Here is a 23,414-nt window from a genome sequence, read left to right as displayed (position 1 = left end):
CTCCTAAATATTAATAATTTATTTTATATACAGCAAGATATATGCCAACTTTTCCATCAAAAAAAGATTATACTTCCCCAAGTATAATCTTTTTTTCTTCTTCACTAAAGTGAAAATAATCATATAAATAATTTTCATCTTTACCCTTAAAATCTATAATAATTGGGATGCATAATTTCATTAAATTATTTGGGTAATACTCATAAGCATCTTCACCTAGTTTTTTTGCAAAGGTCTTAAAATAGAATTCATAGATTTTACTATTTAATAGATATAATAAAAAATCATAGGTAAACGGAACATTTTCTTTTAATATCAATGCATATACATCCGCACTAAAATAACTTCCCTTGTCAAGAGCAAATCTATTACTGCTTGCCTTAAATGGAAAAACTATTTTTTCGCCTTCAAATATGTTTTGATCTCTACCCCATTGAAGTTCATACCATTTTCTAATACCCCTTTGGCATTCTCTTCTTTTTAGTAGCTTTTCCTTCTGCAATTCAATATAGGCTATAGCATTATTATAATCATGCGTGTTATGGATTAAATCTGAATATATTATGTAACTATCTTGTCTTGAAACTTTATTTTTTTCTATGTAACTACTCTTAATCCAAGGTTTTATTATATTTTTTTCAATACTTCTCCTTAGAGCAATATCATTGGTTACTACAAACGCTTTGTCACACCCAGTTATTACTCCCTGATAACTATTACAAATATTACTTAAGTGAGTAAAACTTCTTTGCTCTATTTTATTTATTATATTTCTATCCTTTTCATCTATTAGAATCCAACCCTTGTCATTTAATTGACTTTTATTAAGAAGAAAACTATTAAATTCATTCCCACTTTTTAAAAATACACTGTTATAAAATTCTTTTTTATGTTTGTTTTTTACATTAGAAGGTTTTATAATTTCAATTTTACTATCATCATTTTGACAATTCGTTATACACATTATTACAGGATCTATCCCTACGTTTTTAAATGGTCTTCTCCCGTAAAAATCTATAATTTTGTCTATCGTGCATAGTTTTTTTAAAACCTTCCTTAAATCCTCTCCACTAGGTGATTCTAAAAAGTACCTCGAAGTAATAAAAGTCAGCTTTCCCTTCTCGTTTAAGTCTTCTAATGCTTTTTTGAAAAAACAATAGGATAGATCTCCTTTATCTCTATACACTTCTTTATATCGAATTTTTAAATAAGCTGCGTATTCATTATCTATAGATTTTTTACCCACATAGGGTGGATTTCCTATGAACACGTCATATTTATGTTCACTTTCATATAATAAAAAATCCTTGTTAACAACATTACTGGCTATGCTCCCCTGACTTAAATCATATAAATCTATAATCAGGATTTTCACAGCTATATCATCAATATCAAAGCCATACAAATTATGTGTTATTATATGTTCATCAATGCATTGAACATTTAAATTCAACCCATTTTTCTCATTTATTAGGTTTAAATTATCCTTATATAAATTTCTAAGAAATTTAAAACAGCAAATTAATATATTGCCAGTTCCACAAGATGGATCCACAATTTTTATGTACGGATTCTTTATTATCTGTTCTGCTTTTATGGTGTTTTCTATCATATAAGAAGTTATAGGTTCTGGAGTGTATACTGTGCCTTTTTCTTTATTATTTTTAATAAACTCATAATAAACTTCACCAAAACTTTTTTGCTGTGTTCCTTCTATTTCCCTTTTATAATTTTTTAAAGCAGTTATTTTGAACATATCATCTATTGGGCTTAAAATAACATTATGTAATTCACATATTTTCTGTTTTAACAAGTCAAGCATTTATTATCTCCATTCTATATAATTAAATTATTCTTTTGTTAATATCACGACTGACATAATAATCAATATACTTCCAATTACAATTCTAACTGATATAGGTTCTCTTAAAATTAGTATTCCTAGTATTAACCCAACTATAGGCTCAATAGTACTAAGAATTGAAGCATTAGAAGGCCCTACTATTCTAACCCCTTCTAAGAATGCCATTAAAGCCACCACTGTAGATATGAATGCTAATAATAAAATTGCCACAAGTGCATAAAAGGAAATATGCATGTTAAAATTACCAGTAGTGATTGCTGCTATAAACATAATAACAGCAGCTGAACACGAGATATAAAAAGTTAAAACATAACTGTTGATAGCTTTAATTTCTTTAAGAGATACTCCTAGCACATATATTGAATATAGCAGCGAAGCCATAGCTGCCAATATTATTCCTTTTAAATTAAAGCTAACACTTCCCTTATCGATTAAAACATAAATACCTATTAAGGAAATAATTAAAGAAATGATTTTTCTAGCTTTTATCTTTTCTTTATAAAACATATATGACAATAAAGTAATAATAGCAGGGTGTGTATATAAAATCATACTCGCCAATCCAATACTTATATAATTGTAGGACATAAATAAACTACAAGATGTAAGTGAATATCCAAACATACCTGTGGTTAATACTAAAAATAATTGTTTTTTAGTTAATTTTAAAGATATACCTTTATATTTCAAATAATATAATAGCATAATTGACGCAAAAAAAAACCTAAGCGCTAATGTGGTATATGTATTTGCCCCTCCCCTATATGACAATTTTGCGAGTATTGGCATAAACCCAAAAGCAATTGCAGATAAAACAATATATAAAATTCCTTTTGTTTTTTCCATGTTAATCCCCCTTGGTATATTAAATCGTCTTCGCGAAGCTGTGGTCTTAAGTAAATAACAATTTAATAGCTACTAAAATTGTACCATCTTTATGTTAATTTTTCATCATTTAAATAAATTTTTTACAAATAATCGATATATCTATAAACGAGCGAGTTAGCTAACAGATTGCTCATTTAAAATTAATGTCAACTACCCTAAGCCATTTTTAAAATCTTGAAGTATATTATTTTTAATATAGGCACTTTTCCAATAATCTTTACAGCTATTCATAGCTATTTTAAGAACCCAGTTTTAAATCTTCCTTTGATATAGTAAACAAATTTGCATACTTATTTTGTAATATATATTTTAAATAGATTATTTGGTGGGAAAACAAATAGTAAATAAGTTAAGTTATGGTTATACTATTAAAAAAGTGAGGTGTTAAAAATGGCTATAGCCCATAAAACAGTTATTTCATTTGGCCTTGTTGCTATACCAATATCCATGTATACCGCAACACAAGATAACGACATACATTTTAATCAACTTCATAAAGATGACAATTCAAGAATAAAATACAAAAAATCATGTAGTCATTGCGGCAAGGAAATTACAACTAAAGATATTACCAAAGGATATGAATATGACAAAGATCATTATGTAGTCATAACCGATGATGATTTAGAAAAAATCAAAACCGAAAAAGAAAAATCAATACAGATAATGCACTTTGCACAACTTAATCAAATCTCCCCTATTTTTTACGACAAAACATATCAAGCCATTCCTGAGGCTGGCGGTGATAAAGCTTTTGAACTTTTGCGTGTAGCGCTTATGAGCGAGCAAAAAATTGCAATTGGCAAAACTGTAATGGGTACAAGAGAGACCTTACTCGCTATAATCCCACGTGAGGATGGAATACTAATCTCGAAAATGTACTATGAAGATGAGATTAAAGACCTTCCCAAATCTTATAATAAACCCGAAATAATAGATGCTGAGATTACTATGGCAAAGGCATTAATTAATTCAATGGCCACTCCTTTTAATCCGGCAGAATATAAGGATGAGTACCAGGTAAAGTTACGCGAGTTACTGGAAACTAAAATATCTGGTCAAGAGATCGTTGCTTCCAAACCCGAGACACCAAGTAATATTATTAATCTTATGGACGCATTAAAAGCAAGCATCGAGCAAAATAAAGTAAAAGAAACTCCAACAAATAAAGAAAAACGTAAAAGAACTCCAAAAGGTGCATAATGGATTTGTTTGATAATAAAAACATTAAGCCTATGTTAATCGGTGAAATACAAGAGGCATTTGACAGCCCTAATTATATTTATGAGTTAAAACTTGATGGTGAACGATGTATCGCTTATTTAGATAAGGACATGACAGAACTACGTAACAAACGAAATATAAAGATGCTTGTAAAGGTACCAGAATTGTCGAATATACACAAGCAGATAAATCACCGTTGCATTTTAGATGGTGAGTTAATCGTTATTAAAGATGGCAAACCAGACTTTTATGAAATTCAAAGGCGATCTCTGATGTCAAATACCTTCAAAATACAACTTGCATCATCTAAATTACCAGCCAGTTTCACAGCCTTTGATATTCTCTACTATGATGATCAACAGGTTACAGATTTGCCATTGATGGAGCGGAAAAAGCTACTTGAAAAAGCTATTAATGAAAATGAGCGCATTGCTATTTCTAGATATATTGAGAAGCGAGGGGTTGAATTTTATAAGATTGCTAAACAAAATGAATTGGAGGGCATAGTAGCTAAGAGTAAGGATAGTAAATATTATCTAGACAAACGCACTAAGGATTGGATTAAAATTAAAAATCTCCTGGATGATGATTTTATAGTGTGTGGTTTCATTTTTAAGCAAAACGGTGTAATCAGCATTGTACTTGGTCAATATTCAAGCAAAGGGTTGGTATACAAAGGCCATGTCACCCTGGGAATATCGACCGGAGACTTTCAATTAATAAAATCCATGCCCGGAATAATCACACACCCTTTTACTGATTTGCCTTCTGGAAACGATAATGCAGTGTGGATACAACCTAGGCTTGTATGCACCGTAAAATATATGATGAAAACAGCAAACGGTTCCTTGCGTCAACCCGTATTCAAATGTTTGAGGAACGATAAAGAGCCTGAAGATTGTATCGTAGAATAATTATTATAAAATTATTTTTGTTTAAACTAGTTTCTATTACTAATAATAAACCTAGTCTCAATACTCATTAGAAAAGATTTCAAGTACTATTCAACATCAACAACTATTATTTTGAATCACTTCCGATAAGTATGCTGATAAATAGAAAATGTAGCCTAACAGAACTGTTAGGCTACATTTTACATTTAAATTTCAAATCATTTCAACTCCATTTGCATACTATCTGTAGACCACTCTTTCAAGGCTTCCTGGCTATTTTCCTCATTTTGCATCTAGACTGCTACTTTCAGAAGTCAGTTGGTGCTACTTAGCATCGGTCATGGATCTTTATAGCGGGAAAATAATAAGTCATGCTATGTCTAAATTCATTGATACTACATTAGCTCTACAGACTGTTAAAATGCTATACCGCTACAAAAGCCAACCAAGACGCTAATACTTCATAGCGATTTGGAATGCCAATTTACAAGCTGCGCTTTTAAAGCATATATAAATAGCACTAAAATTATTAAACTCTCATTTAGTGCCAATGGTTGCCCATATGATAATGCTTGCATTGAATCATTTCATGCCTCATTGAAAAAAGAAGAGGTTTACCATGTTAAATATTTTGATTATGACGCTGCAAGATTAGGAACATTTGAACATATAAAAGCTTGGTACAATATAAAAAGGATACATAGTAGTATTGGGTATATTACGCCTCAACAGTGTGAAGATTTGGCTAAAAAGGCTTCATAAAAAGTTCAACTTTTTATGTCTAAGATATTGACATATATCCACTGTCCCCTTGTCCCTTTTATTAATGAGTATACTATTATTAAATCAGCTTTTTCTAATTTATAAAAGTATATTCTTTAATTTGGTAAATAGGTATACAAAAGAGAAGTTCACCGTAGCGATTATAACTTAGACTTTTAATAGTCTAAAAAAGAACTGCTTCAGAATAATTAAAAACCTATTTTGAAGTAGCCCTTTATACTTTAGCTATTAAATTCATCTAGTGATGTTTAAACATTAAAATAAAATTTCTCACTTCTGAACACACACTTATTTTTATCATATCATTATTATTTGATGATCAAAGGGCGATTTCGATCTCGTTTATAATTCTGCATTAATTTCGAGTGTAATCTTCTTTTGCTGAGTAATAATTCTTCTTATACTTTTATCCGAAAGATAGTATTCCTGAGCTAAATCTAAAATTTCAGAACCTTTTATATATTTTAAATAAATTTCCGCATTTCTTTTTTTCAAAGTATCTCTTGAGCCGCTTTGTTCTCCCCATTTCTTTTGTTCTTCTTCTTTTCTAGGTATATATAAATATTCCCCATCCACATATTCTTGAATAACTTTTACTATATCAATCGGTAAAACCTTGTATGCATTACTATATTTCATATCTTTACTCCTCCAAAAAATTATTTTTGTTGAAGCAAAGACCAAAAAAACTGTTACAAAACTACGTTTGCAACAGTCTCCATTCTTATATAAAGGAAGGAATGAATGTATGAAATTATCTGTTAAATCACCTAATGCTGAATAATTGCGCACAACTAAAGCCCTCTAATATAAATCAAAAAGAGCTTAGCAAGACCATATAATTCAACATCAACTATTTTAACAAAATAATCTCCAAGCAAAGCATAGCCAATTTAGTTCTTATGGCCTTCGCAAGGAGTTGCTTTTAATCCTAATTCATTTTTGTAAATCATACTGTTCACACCTTCCATAAATACTAACTTCTAATTATATTAAGAAATAATATTTATAGTATACTATCTTTTACTATCTTTTCTTAAAGTTTTCAATTAAAACGATAAAATCTGGGGAGTAAAACTTCTATGCTCATAATCATTACAGAATTATTTATTAGATTGAATGTTTATTTTAAACTATGTTATGATTTCATTGTGCCAATCCAATAGAAGTTATCATTTCTAATTTAAGACAAGGTTCAAAAGAAAATCATTGTGAATATGAAGTACATTTTAAATCAGGATGATTATTGTTACTTTCATTTGGAGTAATAATAGTCATCTTTTTGTTAGCGGACTTATGGTAAAATGAACCTGGAAGTAATGTTATATTTACTTCCATAATAAAAATAAATTTTTTAGAAAAGAGGTGCTAGATTTTATGAAAGCTTTTATTAAAAAACATGAGTATAATTATATAAGAAAGCGCTTATATGATTTAAATAATGCTTTCAGAGTTTGTCTAGATATTAATATTATTGAAGTTACTAAAGCATATAAACACCTGCAAATATTAAATATTTTCACGAATTTATCCGAGGAAGAAAAAGAACTACTTGATATTAGTAAAATAACCACCCCATTACACATCGATAAATATTTAGCTGAATTGAATGAATATGTATATGGAATGCCAAACATTACAAATGCACAAATTAGTAGATTATTTAAAAAGGAAAAGAAATTCAAATTACCTAACTTAAATGCACAGGATTCAAAGAATGTATATTTAGGTTGGATTGATAACTCCATCAGAAAATTATTTGTAGCTTATAATATGGATGGTAAACTTATAGGTATGGCATGTAGCATTTCAAGTAATGGTTCCAATAACGCTCATAGATGTGTGCTTTGCAATCACTCGGCTGGTGAAAATGAAGTAAACTTTGTTTCACCTATCTGCAAAACAACTGGGGAAGGTGCATATAGGTCAATAGGCTTTGATCTATGTTTAGATAGCAAGAAGTGTAACGAACGAATTGTAGCAATCGAAAAGCTTGAGAAAATTTTAAAGGATGTTAACAATATAAAGTGATAGCGGAGTTCGTCAACATAGTTGTCGTAATTTTTATTTTTAACCTTTTTATGAAGATGCCTTCTCTATTCAAACAAGCTCTTCTTCCTTTATTGGATTTAATACCACATATTTTGGCAAATCCCAATTTCTGATTTTCCTACTCCACCTTTCAGGATGATTCCTCTTTGCCATTTCATACACTTTTTTTCTATTCTCTATGATATTTTTATCTAAACTATAGTGGCGCTGGTATGGGGTCAAATATTTGATGCCACTATGCATATGAACATGGTTGTACCAGTAAACAAACCTAGTCACCCATTCTCTTGCGTCAGCAATGCTTACAAAACCAGCATTAGGGAATGAAGGTACATATTTCATTGTTTTGAATAATGATTCCGAGTAAGGGTTGTCATTGCATCCTCTAGGCCTTGAAAAGGAACTCTGAACCCCTAGTTTCTCTAATGTAGCAAGGAAAGTTGCAGCTTTCATAGGACTTCCATTATCAGAGTGAAGTATAAGAGGCTTACCTGATATTTTCTGAGAAAGAATGGCGCGTTTAACAAGGAGTTGGGCATACTCTGCATTCTCTGTTTCCCAAACTTCATAACCATCTGAAGCAATGTAAATTCCCTGATCAGCAAGCTTTTGAACTATTTGTGCAGGTACTAAATCAGCATACTCGTGGCTATTTATAACTTGTACAATCTCAGCTCTTTCTTCATCACTAACCTTGTTTTTAGGGGGATTCCTATGTACTATGGGACGTTTATCTTCCGTGGATTCTGGCGTTAGCGACCATCGTTCATAGGTCCTAGTCGATATTCCAACTTCGTTGCAGCATGGGCTCACCCGAGCACCAGCTTGCACCGCTTCATTAATCAGTTTTAAAGCTTTAATGCGATCTGAGGCACTAATTAGTCTTCCTCTTGGTCCCCCAAAATCGCATGGACGTTTTTTCTTAGTACTAAAAGTGCCGCTGTTTCGGCTAAAGCTTTTTCTTTGAATCTAAGTTCTTTTTCAATTTTTCTGACTTTATCTTTTTCTTCTTCTCATTAAACCTACAAACCGATTACTCAGAGTGCAGTTTCGAGCGGGGATACGTTTAGTAACTAACGCAGTTTCTCACGAAACACTACTATTTAGCGACTTCTTGTCGCACCGAACTTTATGAAAACTACGAATTAAAAACATTTTAAAATAGGGTTGCTTGAAAGCATAATATACCATTACTAAAACCCTTGGTAAGATTTCCTTCATGTTTTAAATAAATTGGATTATCACCATAAACAGGATAAATATATTTTACTTCTATTTTATTTGTTTGAGTTTTGTTACAAAGTTCTTTCAAAATAAACAAGTCTTGCACAACAGGATTTTCAGAAAGATGAATAGAATTAGTATCTCCTGTTAGATGACTAAAATCTGCGATTTCTTCTTTTGAGAAATTACGCCATAAAGTCTCCCCGTCTTGAATAGTTTCTGTTTGAACAGATTCTTTAACAGTTACATTCATCATTAAATATACTGTTAATGTCTCTGCAATTTCATTTTCAATATATCCACTACAGTTGGCTATACAAAGCCTTTTATTACTTTTTACAACTTCATTTCTATAAGTTTCTTCATTTAATTTTAGCTTAAAACGTTGATATTTTGCTTTAGCAATAAATGCACCGTCATAAAAAAAATCTTCTGTTGTAGAAAATGCTCTAAATAAATCTATCATTTTTATTCTCCTTATATCTTCATAATTATTAACTTCACACAAAATTACAACCTAAAGTATATATTTAATAATATAATTATTACCACATATTTTTTGTATTTATTTCTTGGCGTAATTTAAAAAAATTCGAATTAATTATTTTTTATATAAATATAATTTACCATTTTTAGGTCTTTTTATATTTTGTCCATTAGCACCCCTACTTTTAAATTCCTTTTGTAATGTGTTCATAAAGAAACCATGACAAACAATTAATATATTGTTATTTGATTCATCCTTAATACTATCCAAAAACTCATTCACTCGTTTTTGAGTATCTTTTTTATTTTCTATTTGAGATTTGCACTGAAAAAGCCAGGCAAATCTTCCACTTATACACCAAAATATATAAGGTATTTTTATATTGGTATTAAATATCGGGGCCATAGGCACTTCTCTTAATAATTGAGTTTTTATTATTTCACCTTTGAAAATAGATTGTGAAGTTTTAATGGCTCTTGATAAATCACTTGAAAAACATTTGTCCCATTTTATGTTTCCTATTTTAAATTTATTTTCTATAACATTACTATTATCATACTGTTTTACCCATTGCTTAAAATCATTTGATGTCATAAACATCTTTGTATAACAATTAACTTTAAAATGTCTAACCAATCCTATATTCATTTCTCCTCCAATAATACGCAATTTTATACACTTGTTCATTTATCGTAGAATGTCACGGTAAACGTACTAGTCACCCAGTACGCCCCGTACAGATCCCGGCGTGCGGAAGTACCGCACCGGACTCTTCAAATATATTCACTTCCGTAATCACTCAAAACAGATTTCGATTCTCATTTGTGTTTCTGCTCTTTCCACTACTCTAGGTTTAATTAGTCCATACCAATTCATCTTTTTATTAAACTCTTCCCAGTTGAAACCCTTTCTTTGACTTCTACGATTCATCCATTTATACAATATTTTTAGGGATGGTCCATAGAACTCACTAAGTCCCTTACTATTTCCTATTACTCCGTAATAGTTGAAATATCCTCTGTATTTAGAATTTAACATTGCCACTATCTTTTTAATTCTCTTATAACGATTTTGTTTACACCATAAATAAACGCCTTTATTGATTTTCTTAGTTTGCTCCTACTAGTTATTCTTTTTATTGTATCTTTTTCTTTAAGAGAAACTCCCCATCGAAATTCAAAGCTTTTCCTCTCATATTTCCTGAAGCGTAATTTGAAGTATTTCTTACTATAGAAGTCTAAAGTCCAATTTTCATAAAGCCCACTGTGAAAGGTAAATGTTTATACTTTCTTGTACCTGTATGTATAAATCCTAACCCGCTGTACCAATTCCTTAATTTCGTACTTTCTTCAATTACTCCAATAGTCATTTTATTACTTCCCATTTCTCTGACTTTATCCATTGCAAAAATAATCATTTCTCTGCCATAACCTTTATGGCGATATTCTACCAATACAGCAAGATTATTCAGTTCAAAACTCCCACCATCATTCTTGCCAAGCGAAAAATAACCTACAATGATACCATTATCAAGGCACGCAAACATTGGTCGACCTTCATCATACTGCTTATATAATTTTTCAACTTTCATAAAACTTGCATTCCCTGGACAATTCTCTTTTGTAAGATTAAATTCTTGTGCTACCGTTCCAAAACTTTTTCTGATTACTTGTACACATACTTTAATCTCATCTCTTTCTATCTGCCTTATCATTTTTATCACTTCCATACTCACATTTTATTAATAATCTTTACTTTGTATTAAACTACGAGTTCGACATATCGCCGGTCTTTAACGAAGAGAAATGTCTGTAAAACATGACTTTTCAGCCGACTACGATATTCCCTACACGCATCAATTAACATATACCTTAATTATACTACAAATTTTATCATAATCTCTTTATTTTACCTTTGATATTTCTTTTACTTTTATCTACGATTTAAACTAAAACCGCTCCATCTAAATTACTAGCCTAACAAAAAAAATAGCAAAACCTTATAACAAAGTTTTTATTATCTTTTTCTAATTATCATACCTCTATTTTCTTACGGGTAGCGAACAGCACTCCACATGCCTTGATACGTTAAAAAGAACATATTTTAGCTTTATTAGTTATACTCCTTTTTCACACAGTGTGTTGTACGTTGAAGATAAATACACATCTTCAATTGTATTCTTATAGAAAAGATGCCTGTAAATGCAGTGTTTTAGCCGACTGGCTTGATAGTCGAGTTGCTAAATCGGGCTGTTTCGTTGACATAGGGAAATGGTAAGTATAGTATTGGAAGTGAAAAAATACTAGGAGGAATTTCTATGGAAGATAAAAAGTCATTTGGTGAATTTATTACGCAAAAAAGGAAAAAAGCAGGATTGACTCAGAAGAGTTTATCAGAGAAAATATTTGTAACAGAATCTGCAATTTCAAAATGGGAAAGGGGAATCTCTTATCCTGACATCACCCTTATAAGTGACATCTGTGAGGTGCTTAAGATTAACGAACATGAACTGTTGACCGCCAGTGAAGACCTTCAAACAAGAGCTACTGAAAAATTAGCCACAAAATATATAAAAATATTAAACAGATATAAATATACATTATTTTTTATGTATGGAATATCTTTATTAGTATGTTTTATATGTAATCTGGCTGTTCAACATAATCTGTCGTGGTTTTTTATTGTGCTGACTGCAGAATTGATTGCATTTACGTTAACACTGCTGCCTGTTTTGGTGACTGAGTATCGTGGAGAGATCACGCTAGGATCTTTATTTACTTCGCTTGTTCTTCTTTTGATGACTTGCTGCATTTATACCGTTGCTGTTTGGTATGACGGTTGTTTTTTTACCAATTATACTAAATCGCATATGGCTTCCGGAGTTCTTGGCAAATAAAAAAGTATTGCTGTGTTTTATGGTAGATACCGTGTTACTATTATTACTGATTTTTGTATGCGATATGTATACAGGCGGAGGATGGTTCTTAACGAAGGGTCTTCCGATTACGTTATTATGTCTGATTGTTCTGTGGAGTATGATGCTTATTATTAGATATTCTATAATCAATGGGTTACTGAAGACTTCAGGATGTTTCGCTGTAATTTCTGTATTTGAATTTTTTATACAAGGTCTGATAAATATGGTATTGGGGCTTGAACCTTCTGTATTTGGATTTCAATACAATTTTCAAGATTGGAGTGACAAATATATGAATGGGAATATACATATGATTATAATCATTTTGTTATTGGGAATGACTGCGTCGTTTGCAATAGCAGGAATTATAAAATCAGTAAATAAAAGTTCTAAAAATTTGAACACTAATTAATAACTTTAGCAATTTTAAAGGAGTATCTTAGATGAAAAATAAAAAAAAATTGATGAAAATTTATATACATATCGGAGTAATTATTATAGCATTGCCAATAATGGCACTTCTCTTCCCTACATGGACTCCGGATATAAAAGGTGAAAACAGTATAAGTGTATTAGAACAAGTAAAGATAAATGAAAGTAATCATGAAATTATGATACGCGGTAATGATAGGACTAATCCAGTTATTATTTTTGTACATGGAGGACCTGGATGTCCGGAAATACCATATGCTGATAAATACCAAAATTTATTGGAAACCAAATTTACAGTTGTTAATTACGACCAAAGAGCTAGTGGAAAATCATATCAATTTTTTGAGGACTATTCGAATCTTTCAACAGACTTATTGGTTAAGGACTTATTGGAGATGACGGATTATATCTCAGCACGTCTTGGCAAAAAAAAGATAATACTGAGTGGTCATTCTTTTGGTACATATATTGCAATGCAAGCTGCCTATAAATCTCCTGAAAAATATGAAGCATATATTGGTATTGGACAGATGAGCGATACAACAGAAAGTGAGATCGACAGTTTGAATTACTGTATTAATCAAGCTCAAAATGTTGCCAATACAGATGATGTTTTGTATCTACAAGGATTAACTAAAGAAATCAAAAATGGCAATATGTATACCCCACGATCTTATGTTATTAAATATGGTGGGGCTTCAATACTTATTGATGCCCCCGATAATAATAGTATAGGTTTTTTATTCAGTAGTGAGTATAACTTGTTAGATGTTATCCGTTATGACTATGGGATATCCTTATCTCAAAAGATTTTGGTACAGGATTTATTAAAAAATCCTTTACCAACTATAGTAACAAAACTTAAATTACCATGCTATTTTATCATGGGTAAATATGACTATATGACTTCAGCTAGTGCAGCAAAAAAATATTTTGATATGATTAAAACGGATAAAAAAGAATTTATTGTCTTTGAACAATCAGCTCATTATCCGCAATTTGAAGAGAAAGAAAGATTTAATAAATGGATGTGCGATACATTTATTAAATAAATATAATGCAAACTTGAATTAATTTGCCATCCTTACTTACTACAACTTATGTTGGGCTACAAAAGCAACTGGCGAGCTCCAAACCCATTCATAAAGATTGGGGCTTACTGAGAAGATATTTGATTATAAGGATATTATCTATTTTAGATGATATTAATTAAACACAAAACAGAGTAGAGAAATTTAATAGAGTTCGACTAAATTTATTAAAAATCAGTTGTCCAATAAGAATACTTGATTTTCATGTTATAGTTTATAAAATACAAACTAATATTTACAGATATTAGTTTTATATATATACTTATTTAGTATATAATTTATAAAAATTTATGTGGGTGGGGTTATTAATATATGGATAACATGTTTGAGAAAATAAAGGTAAAAAAAGTCGTACTATTTTATATACTTGCAATTATACTAACTTTTTTATTATTAGAGATACCTATTATTGACAATATATATTTGAAAGATAAGTACGTAGCTGAAATTATGTTAAATATTATATTGTTAGTTTTTGTTAGCCTACTGGTATTTAGAGGTAACAATGCAATGAAAAACGATTTAGTTAGTTGCATTAAAGAAATAAGTTATAAAAAGATAGCTCGATTATACCTATTGAATATAGGTCTTTACATTGGAGTAGGTCTTATTTTATTAGTAGGTACACATGTAACTGCTACAGGTCTGACTTTAAGCTATTTAATATTTGGAGTAACAACAGCGCCAATAGTTGAGGAGTTGTTTTTTAGAGGGGTATTGTTAAATAAATTAACATTTAAGACGGGTATCAGACTTGCAATCTTAATATCTGCGACAATATTTGCAATAGTACACTTTGATTTAAACTTTATAGGTAGGTTTTTTATGGGTGTGTTAAGTGCATTATTATATATAGAAACCAAGAATATTGTAAACTGTATTATTTTTCATATGTTACACAACTTTAGCATTTTTATATTTGTTGTTCTATCTCAATATGTTTATATACCTATGTCCAATTCAGATGGTACGGCACAACCTTTAGTCGTAGTTGTAGTTTTTGCATCTATAATCATATCTATTGTAATGAACATTAAGTATATAAAGTATAATTCACCAAAAAAAAGAAGTTAATCATTATAGACGAACTTTAAGAACATTGAAAACCAACTGCATAAATATAAAATTATTTTTTCTAAAGGTAAATATTATAAATACTTTACAGGATTATCTAAAATTTCTTGAATTTTATTAAAGTAATGTCCAACATGTGCGCCATCTACCAGTGAGTGATGTACTTGAACAGATAGTGGTAACTTTATCTTTACATTTTCCTCAAAGTATTTACCCCATGATATCATTGGGACACTAGCAACAGGGTTCATTTGAATTGGGTGAGTTATACTAGTAAATGAAACCCATGGAATACTTGTAGTATATATAAGGTCATCACGACCTGTTCCATTTCCAATACTTACATTATTTTTTGTTCTTTCTATTTCATTTGTGTGTTAATCTTAAATTCTTTAAATCCATCTATAAATTCAGCTGTACAAAAACTAAATATTTCATTTGAAGTCATTACTGTAAAAGAAGGACTGACCATTTCATGTTCAATTATTTTATCTTCTCTTATCCTATAACGAAATTCCTTTATGATATTTGCTGTTTTTGTAACAACATACAACATTGATATAAAAAACGGATTATCTTTCCCCTTAATAAATCTATAAAATTCAGTAATATCAACATTCCCACAAATATTAAAATGAGGATAATCAAGTTGTTTAAAATAATTGTAATGAGTTTTTCTTTCCCAATTTTCCATGTCTATAAACTTCACCTGTATACCACTCCCCCTAAAAATTCTCCTAAACTTAGTCTTATTCTACAAGTTAGACATATCCCCCGTTATTCTTTAACGGAAGGATAGCTTTGTATAACCATGACCTTTCAGCTGCTTCTTATATTCCCTACCCTAATCAATTAAGTGTTAATTTTTTGAGCTTCACATTATAGCCGCAACCTGCCCAAATAATCTATCTCTTTAATAATTCTTACATTTGGTTATGACGAACTATGTTTGCATTACGTTCTAACCTTTTTATTAAAAAAACGCCTACTATACCGGGTATTATTTGACCTATACAAAGACTAATGGCTAATGCGAAATATGGTATATGTAATAGATATGAAAGCCATATAGGTACTAATAAGCCTGGAATAAATACTATCGGAATAACAATCATCCACTTATTTAAATTAAATCTTTTTATAAGATATATTAATGTTGTCGTTATGATTCCCACCATTGTTCCGCCTATCATATCGAATACTCCTAAGCCACCCATTAATGTATTGCTTAATAAATTTGCAACTCCCATAGGAACTATTAAAAATGGATATATATACCCTAAAGCATATAAACTTGTTGCCATCCTTATTTGATAAGGTCCGAATGAAAACCCTTGTGTTAAATACATTATTACTATATACATCGCCATGACTAAGGCTGCTATAGTTAATTCCTTAATTTTTATAATAAACACTCCTCACAAAACTGTAACTTCAATTTTACCTTTTATTAAGTATTATATTATTCAGCAACTTTTATACGCCACCAAATTCCCTCGTCTGTTTCCTTATATTTTCCCATTCCACATTTTTGCAAAACTCTGTGTGAAGCAATATTGTCTTTTTCTGTTTCTGCAGTGATAATGGAAACATCATGTTGACTAATAGCCCACTTACAAATAGCCTGTGCTGCCTCGGTCATATACCCATTATTTTGATAGGTACTATTGATACCATATCCTATTTCAACCTCACCATTTTCATCTGGACATTTCATAAAACAAGCACTACCAATAGCCTTATTTTCTGATTTTAAGATAATCTGCCAATTTGTATACCAAAAATATCTAACTTTATTTTTTACAGCTTCTTGATATAATCTCTCCATTGCTTCTTGCGTATGTCCATCTAAACATTCATTTGAAGCACTTAACTTTAACTCCTTCTCCATTTTATCAATTCCATCAAGCAATAATTTAAACTGGTGAAGTGTCAAAGGTATAATTTTTAAACGTTCTGTACTTAACTCCATTTAATTTTCTCCTTTCTATATTAATAAAAGATTCTATTAATAAATATATTAGCTTCGTTATAAATAAACATTGTGATGCAGTTTAAAAAAATTGTGTATTTATTATTCTGCGAACTGCTTTTGCTCTTCAATGTGAATTTCTATTTCATCATTGTTTAATTTACAATTGTTTGGCGAAAAGCCCACTCCTTTAGGTATGGGAATTTCAGATATCATAATACATACCTACTTTCTTCAGATTTATTTACAACTATTCATGTCACCATGTACACACGCTACACATTTCTCATAATCCCACTTATGTTTTCTAAATCTACTGAATTGCATCATACAAATAGCAATGTGCTTTGCCATCTTTCGTATATTCACTTGGAACAGTGCCCTCAAAATCTGCTGTAAAGGTTCTATGTATATCGCCCGATTTATGCTCAGACCATACCTTTTCCCACGCCTTTCTCGTACAAACACTTATTTCTCCGTTTTCATCTTTTTCATCATATTTTTTATAAAAGCCTTTACTTACTTCTGCACCCATCTTTTGAAAAAAGTCCGCTGTTACAGCCATTATCGTTAGGTTCAAAACCTTTGTCCACTTTATTTTCCCTTGACATATTGTGCCCCCTTTTTATTTATAGTATAGATTCTATAGTAGTAACTAATTTATACACCTTCGACCTAACTCTATAGAAATTATAGCATATTATACATATTTCTACATTCCTATAATAGTAAATATTTTCATTTTTTAATACCGGATTATTCAATTTCCAAATTCAATAGTTATGTTGCCTTATATCTTATCTTCCTCAACATTTAGTATTCAAAAAGTAGCAGACTCTTAGAGCAACTTCTCTTAAAATATTCTATTTAACACAATATATTATTAGCCAAAAAACTAAATTGTCTAAGCCATTTCTATGTGGTGTAGTATAGATAATCCGACAAAACCAACGTTAAGGAATTATATGGATAAAAGAGACCATAAACGACCATTTTAGATACTCTCAAATAAAATAAAACTAGAGTGTTTTTTACTCTAGTTAGTTAACACTATAAAAAAAGTATGAATTAACTATAATTACGGATTATACTTATTAACTTTATTGTTGTTTCTTATTTTTGTTCGCTATTTTCGCATCTATTGCTGCTCCACTAGCAACCCCTATAGCAATACCAATAGCCAGATTATTAATTAATAATCCAAATACAACACCGAGACTAATCCCAATAGCAAGGTAAGACCCATTTTTAGAGTTCTTTTTGTTTTCATTGATGTTTTTTCTATCGTTACTCTTTTTTAAATCAGCCATAATGAACTCCTCCTCATAAAATATAAATTAACCTTACTTCGCATAACTCTACAAATTCGACGTATCGCCGTTATTCTTTTTCCCTACACTCATCAATTAAGTGTTCATTTTTCCAGCTTCACATTATTGCTCATAATCTTATAGTTCAACTGTGGTTCCCGTACTAAAATATTGCAACCGTTCTCCCAGTTTCTCTTTCAATACCTTATAAGCAGGATTACCAGTACAATGACCAGTATATATATGCTTTACATTCAAATCAAATAGTCGTTTTCCTAATGCTCTAACCTCTTCCGGTTTTCCACTCATAGACTTGGTGCCTATAATCCCCATTAAATGAAAACCACCGATTATAGCCAGAACTTCCTTTCCGTTGAACGTTTCCATTACCTCTTCAATAATGTTATCAACGCCCCCATGACAGCAACTATTTAGAATAACTAAACCGTTCTCTACTTCAAACACCAAACTTTGTTCATGCTGAAAATCATCGGCAACAAATCCTTTTTCTGTTTTTCGATACATATGTGCTTTCTTTCCCCGTGCTGCTAGCCCAATCGTTTTATGAGAAATTAACCATACACCTTCATCAATTTCATAATCTCCATCTACAAAGACAAATCGGTCACTATATGTATCTAAAATGCCTCGTGGAATACCATTATATATTTTAATCAATCCTAGTTTGGCATAATACAGTTCCCTTGCTGCGCTTTGGAGATATACTTTTGCTTTACTGTTTTCAGAAAAAAATCCAACATATCCACCAGAGTGGTCATAATGACAATGTGATAACGCAGCAGTATCAATATTTTTTAAATCTATGCCTAGTTTATTGGCATTATTCTGGAACTTATTTGATGCACCAGTATCTAAAAGATACTGTTTTCCATTGTATTCGATATGAACAGCAAGTCCATGTTCCCCACTCAAATTACCAGTAGCTTTATTTTCAATAAGTGCCGTTAGTTTCATTACATACCTCCATATGCGCTATTTACAAATATTCTTCACTTCTCACTTTTATACAAGCTCGACATATCCCCCTTATTCTTTAACGTAAAAATATCTTTGTGGAATATGACTTCTCAGATATTTGTTCTTATTTTACCGTTTTACATAATTTATTTAATTATACCATTATTACCGTGAATTGGTTTAAAACTCATTCGTGATTTTAAGTTAAAGCTTACATTCAAAATAATAATTCTACAATTCTTTAAAATAATGTTTTTAAAGAATTGTAGAATTATTAATGTTTCGTAACATTTTCCACTGTAGAAAAAGCCATTTAGTACGTAAGAACCCCTTGCCTTTAGGCGTAGGAGTTTTAGATGTAACTCAATTAATATTGTTATATGTTGCTAATCTTTTGAACGACGGTAGTGTACTTCATAAGTTAAAGCACCTACAGGAGTTTTAAACGGTCCATGCTTCATTCCAGGTGGACGAACTGCAACCATCCCCTTAGTAAATACTTGTTCACCGCAAATTAAACCACCTTCAATAATGTAAACTTCTTCCCAACACTCATGAGTTAAAATATTTGTTGTCTCTGTTCCTGGCGCAAATTTTAAAAGTCTAGTAAATTCATTCGTCTTTTTATCCTCAGTAACTATTAGTTCCAAAACCCCCTCTGGATAGCCTTCTGGTCTATGCCAGCTTAATGTATTAGGATCAAAAAATTCTTTTTCTTCCTTTGACATGATATCAACTCCTTTTAACTTTACAATTATGAACAAAGAATAATTTTTGTTTTCTCTATAATTTAACAAACATTAAATAGTCCGTCTCTCTTTCTTCTATAATAACAAACCCAAACTTTATGTACAAATTTGTTGCGAAATTGTTTTTTGACACACTTAAAGAAACTTGTTTATAGGATTGTTCTTTTAATAATTCCTTCATACTTGAAAGTAACATATTGCCTACCCGTTTACCTCTGAATTCTTCCTTTACAGACATAGATAATTCAGGAGTTGTATCATCATAATATCCATATCCTTTATGCGCACCATCAAACAGTCTCGTCCAAATTGCACCTATTATTTCTGAATTTACCTCAGCAACTAAACATATATCATCTTTTCCCCCGAATTCTTTGATATATTTAATTAAACTAGGTTCATCTACAATATTCATAGGCAAATTGGAATTTCCCTCTTCGATAAATACTGCAAGATATAAAAATTCTCTCAAAACCGAATCTTCTTGTGATAATAACGGTCTAATAACTAAACCTTCCATATTACTTCACCTCATAAAATATAAAATTTCTACCCTTTATTCTCTTAATATTAATACTTATGATATATTGTCCATTTTCTCGGTCTTATAAGTTATCAATCGGAGATTATCCGTTTCGCTTTCAATATTTGGAATAGAGTCTAGTTCATAGTTTCAGATATCACCAACGTTTTTCAACTGCAATACGAGTATCCGACAAGAATCCTATTATTACCACTATACTCATACAACATTTTTCAAACATTGTACCTAAAAACTGTTGAACAATACCCATTAATCCGAAAGGCAATGTCACCACTAAAAATACCGTTAAAAATTTCGACCAAAATTTATTCATTTTCAAAGGAATTATTTTACTGGCTATAAGTGCAATAATAATATTAAAAATAGTCATATAGATGCTTGATAACGATGTCTGTCTTGCTAATTCAAATGATACTGACCTTCCTCCATTAACCCATGTATATGGCATTATTTGTGTAATAATCAAAATATGAACGATAATATTTATTACCCCTATAGTAGCAGAACATACTCCTGCTTTTTTTATGTTTATTTCTCTGATTTTATCAAGCATTTCTTATTCTCCTTATCCGTTTTATTTTACTAATCTGATGAAACTCATAGGAATATTATACCATTCATTTATGCAAAGCTATCACAAACGTACCTATTTTGTATTTTATGACACCACAAAAGTAATAAGGATATCTTTGTGACAAATACAATATAATTCGGGCATATCATTATAAGAAACGCAAGATCATTGTTTAAGCATTTTTCAGCTATTGATAAAACTAAATTATAAATCCACCCATTGGTATTATTTAAATGCTAATTATAGTTTTATTTTAATATTGTATTATTTAATTATTAAAGACCATTTTTCGTATTTAAAATTTCAATAGTTACGTGGCACATTAAGAATCGATCGTCACTTTAAAAAAATACAAAATGATGTAAGCACACATTCTAATCATTTATTTGTTTACGCTTCATAATAATACTTATCCCCACTTTAACTATTACCCATCCAATTGTTGAACCAATTGCTAATGTAATCATAGAGGACTCTGTCTTAATCCCTATCTTTCTAAAAATCCAAAATATGAATAATGCAACCAAAAAATATTCAACTGCTTGTATTTCCAATTTAATAACCTTATTCATATTTACTTCTCCTTCGCTTATAAAAATAATTTTTATGTAACTACAGAATACAAGTTAGACATATTTCACGTTATTCTTTAACGGAGGGGTATCTTTGTATAACTATGACTTTTTAGATATTTCTTATATTCCATACACTAATCAATTAAGTATTCATCTTGCCATTATAGATACAACCTGCCCAAATAATCTATCTCTTTAATGATCTTACATTTGGTTATGACGAACTATTTTTGAAGTGTGACGTAAAATTCAGTTATGAATAATACGGTGTTTTAAAAAATTATTTGTTTTTTATAGTTGAGTCGTTAAATTAGAAAATGGTGAAATACTTTGTTCTACCTAAATTTTTTCTGAAGGTTCTCTATATCATTTTTATTATCAATCCATTCTTCAGAATAACCACATTCACAGCACAGATATCTTGTTACCTTTACTCCATTAAAGCCCAAAATTCCCCACGTAATATTGTTACCAGAATTAACTGGTCCAATGTTACCTGGTATTCTTATAATATTCTTTGAATTACATTTAGAACATGTTTGTGTTTTTTTCATATTACACCTCACTACTTTTTAGTTATTAATTTATTGTTATATCTATAAATTATTGCTACGCTATAATCTACTGTTGTGACGCTTATCAATAAAAACATTATGTAGTAACAAAACATAACATTATGCTCATTTTGTTCATCAGAGATATTTCTCTATTTTATATTGCTCATATATCTTTTTCCCTAACAGAGTAATTGCTTGTTGAGGACAATTGTTGATACACCTATAACACATGGTGCACCTTCCGCTTTGTACTGCTATCTTATTTACAGTAGACAAGTTTTTCATCGGGCATAGTTGCGTACATACCCCACAACCAACACATTTTTCAGTGTCGATTTTCAGCTTATTTGAATAGTTTTTTGTTTTACCATAGAACCAAAGTCTTTGCCCGAAAAGACCTGCAATATGATAAATAAAACCGATTCCCTCTTGTGTGGCATGCCTGTTTTTTAGGCTATTGGTGGACTTTTTTATTTTTATATATGCTTGCTTTACAATAACTTTATTTTGCTCTACTGTTTTTTTTAATGCTTTTTCATCGCCTATACAATCAGGCATTTTTAAATGAAGCCCGCCAACAATCTCAGCACCACATTGGGCAAGTAACCTTGCGCTACAACCACTACCATCACCACTGAACAAGCCCATAGTAGCAATGATAAAAACTTTTTTACCCATGAATTTTGATTTATTCTGCAAAATAAAATCTCTCACTATTTTAGGTAAATTGCTAAAATAAATTGGATACGCTAGAACGATATAATCACTTTCATGAATTTCGTCTAAGACGTTCACATCTTCAATCGAAATACACTTTGCTGCTGCGTCAATTTCTTTTATGAACAGTTTAATACAATGCTTTGTGTTACCTGTTCCACTAAAATATATCCCTAACATATCTTTAATACCTCATTTCTTTCGACCATTTTGAACTAACTAATAATAATTATAGCATATTTACATATGAAATCCATACATGGAAACACTTGTATTATTCAATTTTCAAAAACCATTGTTCGCACTCTCCATTTCCTAAGTTTTCTATTTTTATATAACTTGCAAAAATCCCTTTGTTTGTGCCAGCGTGAGTTATTTGTATAGAAAAATCTATTATGCCCTCTCTCTTTAAGTCCTTAAACATTTTGGAATTTGTTTTCCTTAAGATATTGATAACTTCAAGCTTTTCGCTTTTCAACGTAATATCCACTTATAAATCCACTTCATCT

Annotated in this window: 29 protein-coding genes and 1 pseudogene; 8 read left to right on the top strand and 22 right to left on the bottom strand. The window is 30.5% G+C overall.

Annotation, left to right across the window (positions count from 1 at the left end; genetic code table 11):
* Window positions 1-67: 67 nt before the first annotated feature.
* The gene (locus tag ACWJJ2_RS02725; RefSeq protein ID WP_462953805.1) at window positions 68-1,822 is read right to left on the bottom strand and encodes an Eco57I restriction-modification methylase domain-containing protein; all 1,755 of its coding nucleotides are present in this window, start codon (window positions 1,820-1,822) and stop codon (window positions 68-70) included.
* Between the two features lie 27 nt (window positions 1,823-1,849).
* Window positions 1,850-2,710, bottom strand: coding sequence for a DMT family transporter (locus ACWJJ2_RS02720; protein WP_165413377.1), 861 nt, complete (start codon window positions 2,708-2,710; stop codon window positions 1,850-1,852).
* A gap of 432 nt (window positions 2,711-3,142) precedes the next feature.
* Between ACWJJ2_RS02720 and ku the strand changes: the two genes are divergently transcribed.
* The 3 genes from ku to ACWJJ2_RS02705 all read left to right on the top strand — a co-directional run bounded on the left by ku (window position 3,143) and on the right by ACWJJ2_RS02705 (window position 5,631).
* Complete coding sequence (ku, locus tag ACWJJ2_RS02715) at window positions 3,143-3,955, top strand: non-homologous end joining protein Ku (RefSeq protein ID WP_216303710.1); 813 nt, start codon at window positions 3,143-3,145, stop codon at window positions 3,953-3,955.
* Entirely contained in the window at window positions 3,955-4,890 is a 936-nt protein-coding gene (locus ACWJJ2_RS02710; RefSeq protein ID WP_216303711.1) for an ATP-dependent DNA ligase, read from the top strand. Before ku ends, ACWJJ2_RS02710 begins: the two co-directional genes overlap by 1 nt.
* A gap of 450 nt (window positions 4,891-5,340) precedes the next feature.
* Window positions 5,341-5,631: an integrase core domain-containing protein gene (locus ACWJJ2_RS02705; protein ID WP_462952960.1), complete on the top strand. Its 291-nt coding sequence runs from the start codon at window positions 5,341-5,343 to the stop codon at window positions 5,629-5,631.
* Window positions 5,632-5,994: 363 nt separating this feature from the next.
* Here ACWJJ2_RS02705 and ACWJJ2_RS02700 read toward each other — a convergent pair whose 3' ends face one another.
* Window positions 5,995-6,291, bottom strand: coding sequence for a CD3324 family protein (locus tag ACWJJ2_RS02700; protein ID WP_462952959.1), 297 nt, complete (start codon window positions 6,289-6,291; stop codon window positions 5,995-5,997).
* 738 nt (window positions 6,292-7,029) lie between these two features.
* On the opposite strand from ACWJJ2_RS02700, the gene ACWJJ2_RS02695 reads away from it, so the two are divergent.
* The gene (locus tag ACWJJ2_RS02695; protein ID WP_462953804.1) at window positions 7,030-7,683 is read left to right on the top strand and encodes a FusB/FusC family EF-G-binding protein; all 654 of its coding nucleotides are present in this window, start codon (window positions 7,030-7,032) and stop codon (window positions 7,681-7,683) included.
* Window positions 7,684-7,752: 69 nt separating this feature from the next.
* Here ACWJJ2_RS02695 and ACWJJ2_RS02690 read toward each other — a convergent pair whose 3' ends face one another.
* From ACWJJ2_RS02690 to ACWJJ2_RS02670, 5 genes are all read right to left on the bottom strand, one after another.
* Window positions 7,753-8,535, bottom strand: coding sequence for a transposase (locus tag ACWJJ2_RS02690; protein ID WP_462953803.1), 783 nt, complete (start codon window positions 8,533-8,535; stop codon window positions 7,753-7,755).
* Between the two features lie 325 nt (window positions 8,536-8,860).
* A complete protein-coding gene (locus tag ACWJJ2_RS02685) occupies window positions 8,861-9,394 on the bottom strand; it encodes a hotdog family protein (protein WP_462953802.1) in 534 nt (177 codons plus the stop codon).
* Window positions 9,395-9,529: 135 nt separating this feature from the next.
* Window positions 9,530-10,063, bottom strand: a complete 534-nt coding sequence (locus ACWJJ2_RS02680; RefSeq protein ID WP_220319527.1) for a phosphoglycerate mutase family protein — start codon at window positions 10,061-10,063, stop codon at window positions 9,530-9,532.
* A 147-nt stretch (window positions 10,064-10,210) separates the two neighbouring features.
* The gene (locus tag ACWJJ2_RS02675) at window positions 10,211-10,459 is read right to left on the bottom strand and encodes a hypothetical protein (RefSeq protein ID WP_369811882.1); all 249 of its coding nucleotides are present in this window, start codon (window positions 10,457-10,459) and stop codon (window positions 10,211-10,213) included.
* Window positions 10,460-10,652: 193 nt separating this feature from the next.
* Entirely contained in the window at window positions 10,653-11,144 is a 492-nt protein-coding gene (locus tag ACWJJ2_RS02670; RefSeq protein WP_462953801.1) for a GNAT family N-acetyltransferase, read from the bottom strand.
* 588 nt (window positions 11,145-11,732) lie between these two features.
* Here ACWJJ2_RS02670 and ACWJJ2_RS02665 point away from each other — a divergent pair.
* The 4 genes from ACWJJ2_RS02665 (at window position 11,733) to ACWJJ2_RS02650 (ending at window position 14,929) form a co-directional block, all read left to right on the top strand.
* Window positions 11,733-12,311: a helix-turn-helix domain-containing protein gene (locus ACWJJ2_RS02665; RefSeq protein ID WP_462953800.1), complete on the top strand. Its 579-nt coding sequence runs from the start codon at window positions 11,733-11,735 to the stop codon at window positions 12,309-12,311.
* Window positions 12,301-12,744, top strand: a complete 444-nt coding sequence (locus ACWJJ2_RS02660; RefSeq protein WP_462954365.1) for a hypothetical protein — start codon at window positions 12,301-12,303, stop codon at window positions 12,742-12,744. Before ACWJJ2_RS02665 ends, ACWJJ2_RS02660 begins: the two co-directional genes overlap by 11 nt.
* 31 nt (window positions 12,745-12,775) lie before the next feature.
* Window positions 12,776-13,816 (top strand): alpha/beta fold hydrolase, encoded by a 1,041-nt coding sequence (locus tag ACWJJ2_RS02655; protein ID WP_462953799.1) that lies wholly within the window; start codon window positions 12,776-12,778, stop codon window positions 13,814-13,816.
* A gap of 351 nt (window positions 13,817-14,167) precedes the next feature.
* Window positions 14,168-14,929: a lysostaphin resistance A-like protein gene (locus ACWJJ2_RS02650; RefSeq protein WP_462953798.1), complete on the top strand. Its 762-nt coding sequence runs from the start codon at window positions 14,168-14,170 to the stop codon at window positions 14,927-14,929.
* Window positions 14,930-15,003: 74 nt separating this feature from the next.
* Here ACWJJ2_RS02650 and ACWJJ2_RS02645 read toward each other — a convergent pair whose 3' ends face one another.
* From ACWJJ2_RS02645 to ACWJJ2_RS02580, 14 genes and pseudogenes are all read right to left on the bottom strand, one after another.
* Window positions 15,004-15,222 (bottom strand): CatA-like O-acetyltransferase, encoded by a 219-nt coding sequence (locus ACWJJ2_RS02645; RefSeq protein WP_462954309.1) that lies wholly within the window; start codon window positions 15,220-15,222, stop codon window positions 15,004-15,006.
* 68 nt (window positions 15,223-15,290) lie between these two features.
* On the bottom strand, window positions 15,291-15,638 hold the full coding sequence (locus tag ACWJJ2_RS02640; RefSeq protein ID WP_462953797.1) for a CatA-like O-acetyltransferase: 348 nt from the start codon (window positions 15,636-15,638) through the stop codon (window positions 15,291-15,293).
* Between the two features lie 214 nt (window positions 15,639-15,852).
* Complete coding sequence (locus ACWJJ2_RS02635; protein WP_309550857.1) at window positions 15,853-16,344, bottom strand: QueT transporter family protein; 492 nt, start codon at window positions 16,342-16,344, stop codon at window positions 15,853-15,855.
* Window positions 16,345-16,391: 47 nt separating this feature from the next.
* Window positions 16,392-16,901: a GNAT family N-acetyltransferase gene (locus ACWJJ2_RS02630; RefSeq protein ID WP_462953796.1), complete on the bottom strand. Its 510-nt coding sequence runs from the start codon at window positions 16,899-16,901 to the stop codon at window positions 16,392-16,394.
* A 313-nt stretch (window positions 16,902-17,214) separates the two neighbouring features.
* Window positions 17,215-17,478: pseudogene (locus ACWJJ2_RS02625) on the bottom strand (AraC family transcriptional regulator); the annotation flags it as partial.
* Window positions 17,479-18,001: 523 nt separating this feature from the next.
* Entirely contained in the window at window positions 18,002-18,211 is a 210-nt protein-coding gene (locus ACWJJ2_RS02620) for a hypothetical protein (RefSeq protein WP_220285861.1), read from the bottom strand.
* A gap of 138 nt (window positions 18,212-18,349) precedes the next feature.
* On the bottom strand, window positions 18,350-19,186 hold the full coding sequence (locus tag ACWJJ2_RS02615) for an MBL fold metallo-hydrolase (RefSeq protein WP_220319522.1): 837 nt from the start codon (window positions 19,184-19,186) through the stop codon (window positions 18,350-18,352).
* A 389-nt stretch (window positions 19,187-19,575) separates the two neighbouring features.
* Entirely contained in the window at window positions 19,576-19,917 is a 342-nt protein-coding gene (locus ACWJJ2_RS02610; protein WP_462953795.1) for a cupin domain-containing protein, read from the bottom strand.
* A 55-nt stretch (window positions 19,918-19,972) separates the two neighbouring features.
* Window positions 19,973-20,458: an N-acetyltransferase family protein gene (locus ACWJJ2_RS02605; protein ID WP_462953794.1), complete on the bottom strand. Its 486-nt coding sequence runs from the start codon at window positions 20,456-20,458 to the stop codon at window positions 19,973-19,975.
* Window positions 20,459-20,618: 160 nt separating this feature from the next.
* Window positions 20,619-21,035: a hypothetical protein gene (locus ACWJJ2_RS02600; protein WP_462953793.1), complete on the bottom strand. Its 417-nt coding sequence runs from the start codon at window positions 21,033-21,035 to the stop codon at window positions 20,619-20,621.
* A gap of 395 nt (window positions 21,036-21,430) precedes the next feature.
* A complete protein-coding gene (locus ACWJJ2_RS02595) occupies window positions 21,431-21,628 on the bottom strand; it encodes a hypothetical protein (RefSeq protein WP_462953792.1) in 198 nt (65 codons plus the stop codon).
* Window positions 21,629-21,966: 338 nt separating this feature from the next.
* Window positions 21,967-22,185 carry a hypothetical protein gene (locus ACWJJ2_RS02590; RefSeq protein WP_462953791.1) on the bottom strand — a complete coding sequence of 73 codons (219 nt, stop codon included), beginning with the start codon at window positions 22,183-22,185 and terminating at the stop codon, window positions 21,967-21,969.
* A 138-nt stretch (window positions 22,186-22,323) separates the two neighbouring features.
* On the bottom strand, window positions 22,324-23,085 hold the full coding sequence (locus tag ACWJJ2_RS02585) for an EFR1 family ferrodoxin (RefSeq protein ID WP_462953790.1): 762 nt from the start codon (window positions 23,083-23,085) through the stop codon (window positions 22,324-22,326).
* 94 nt (window positions 23,086-23,179) lie between these two features.
* Entirely contained in the window at window positions 23,180-23,395 is a 216-nt protein-coding gene (locus ACWJJ2_RS02580) for a hypothetical protein (protein WP_462953789.1), read from the bottom strand.
* Window positions 23,396-23,414 lie beyond the last annotated feature (19 nt).

Source organism: Clostridium sp. CM039, assembly GCF_055081075.1.
Note: the sequence above shows the minus strand (reverse complement) of the source record. Positions and strands in the feature narration are given on the sequence as shown.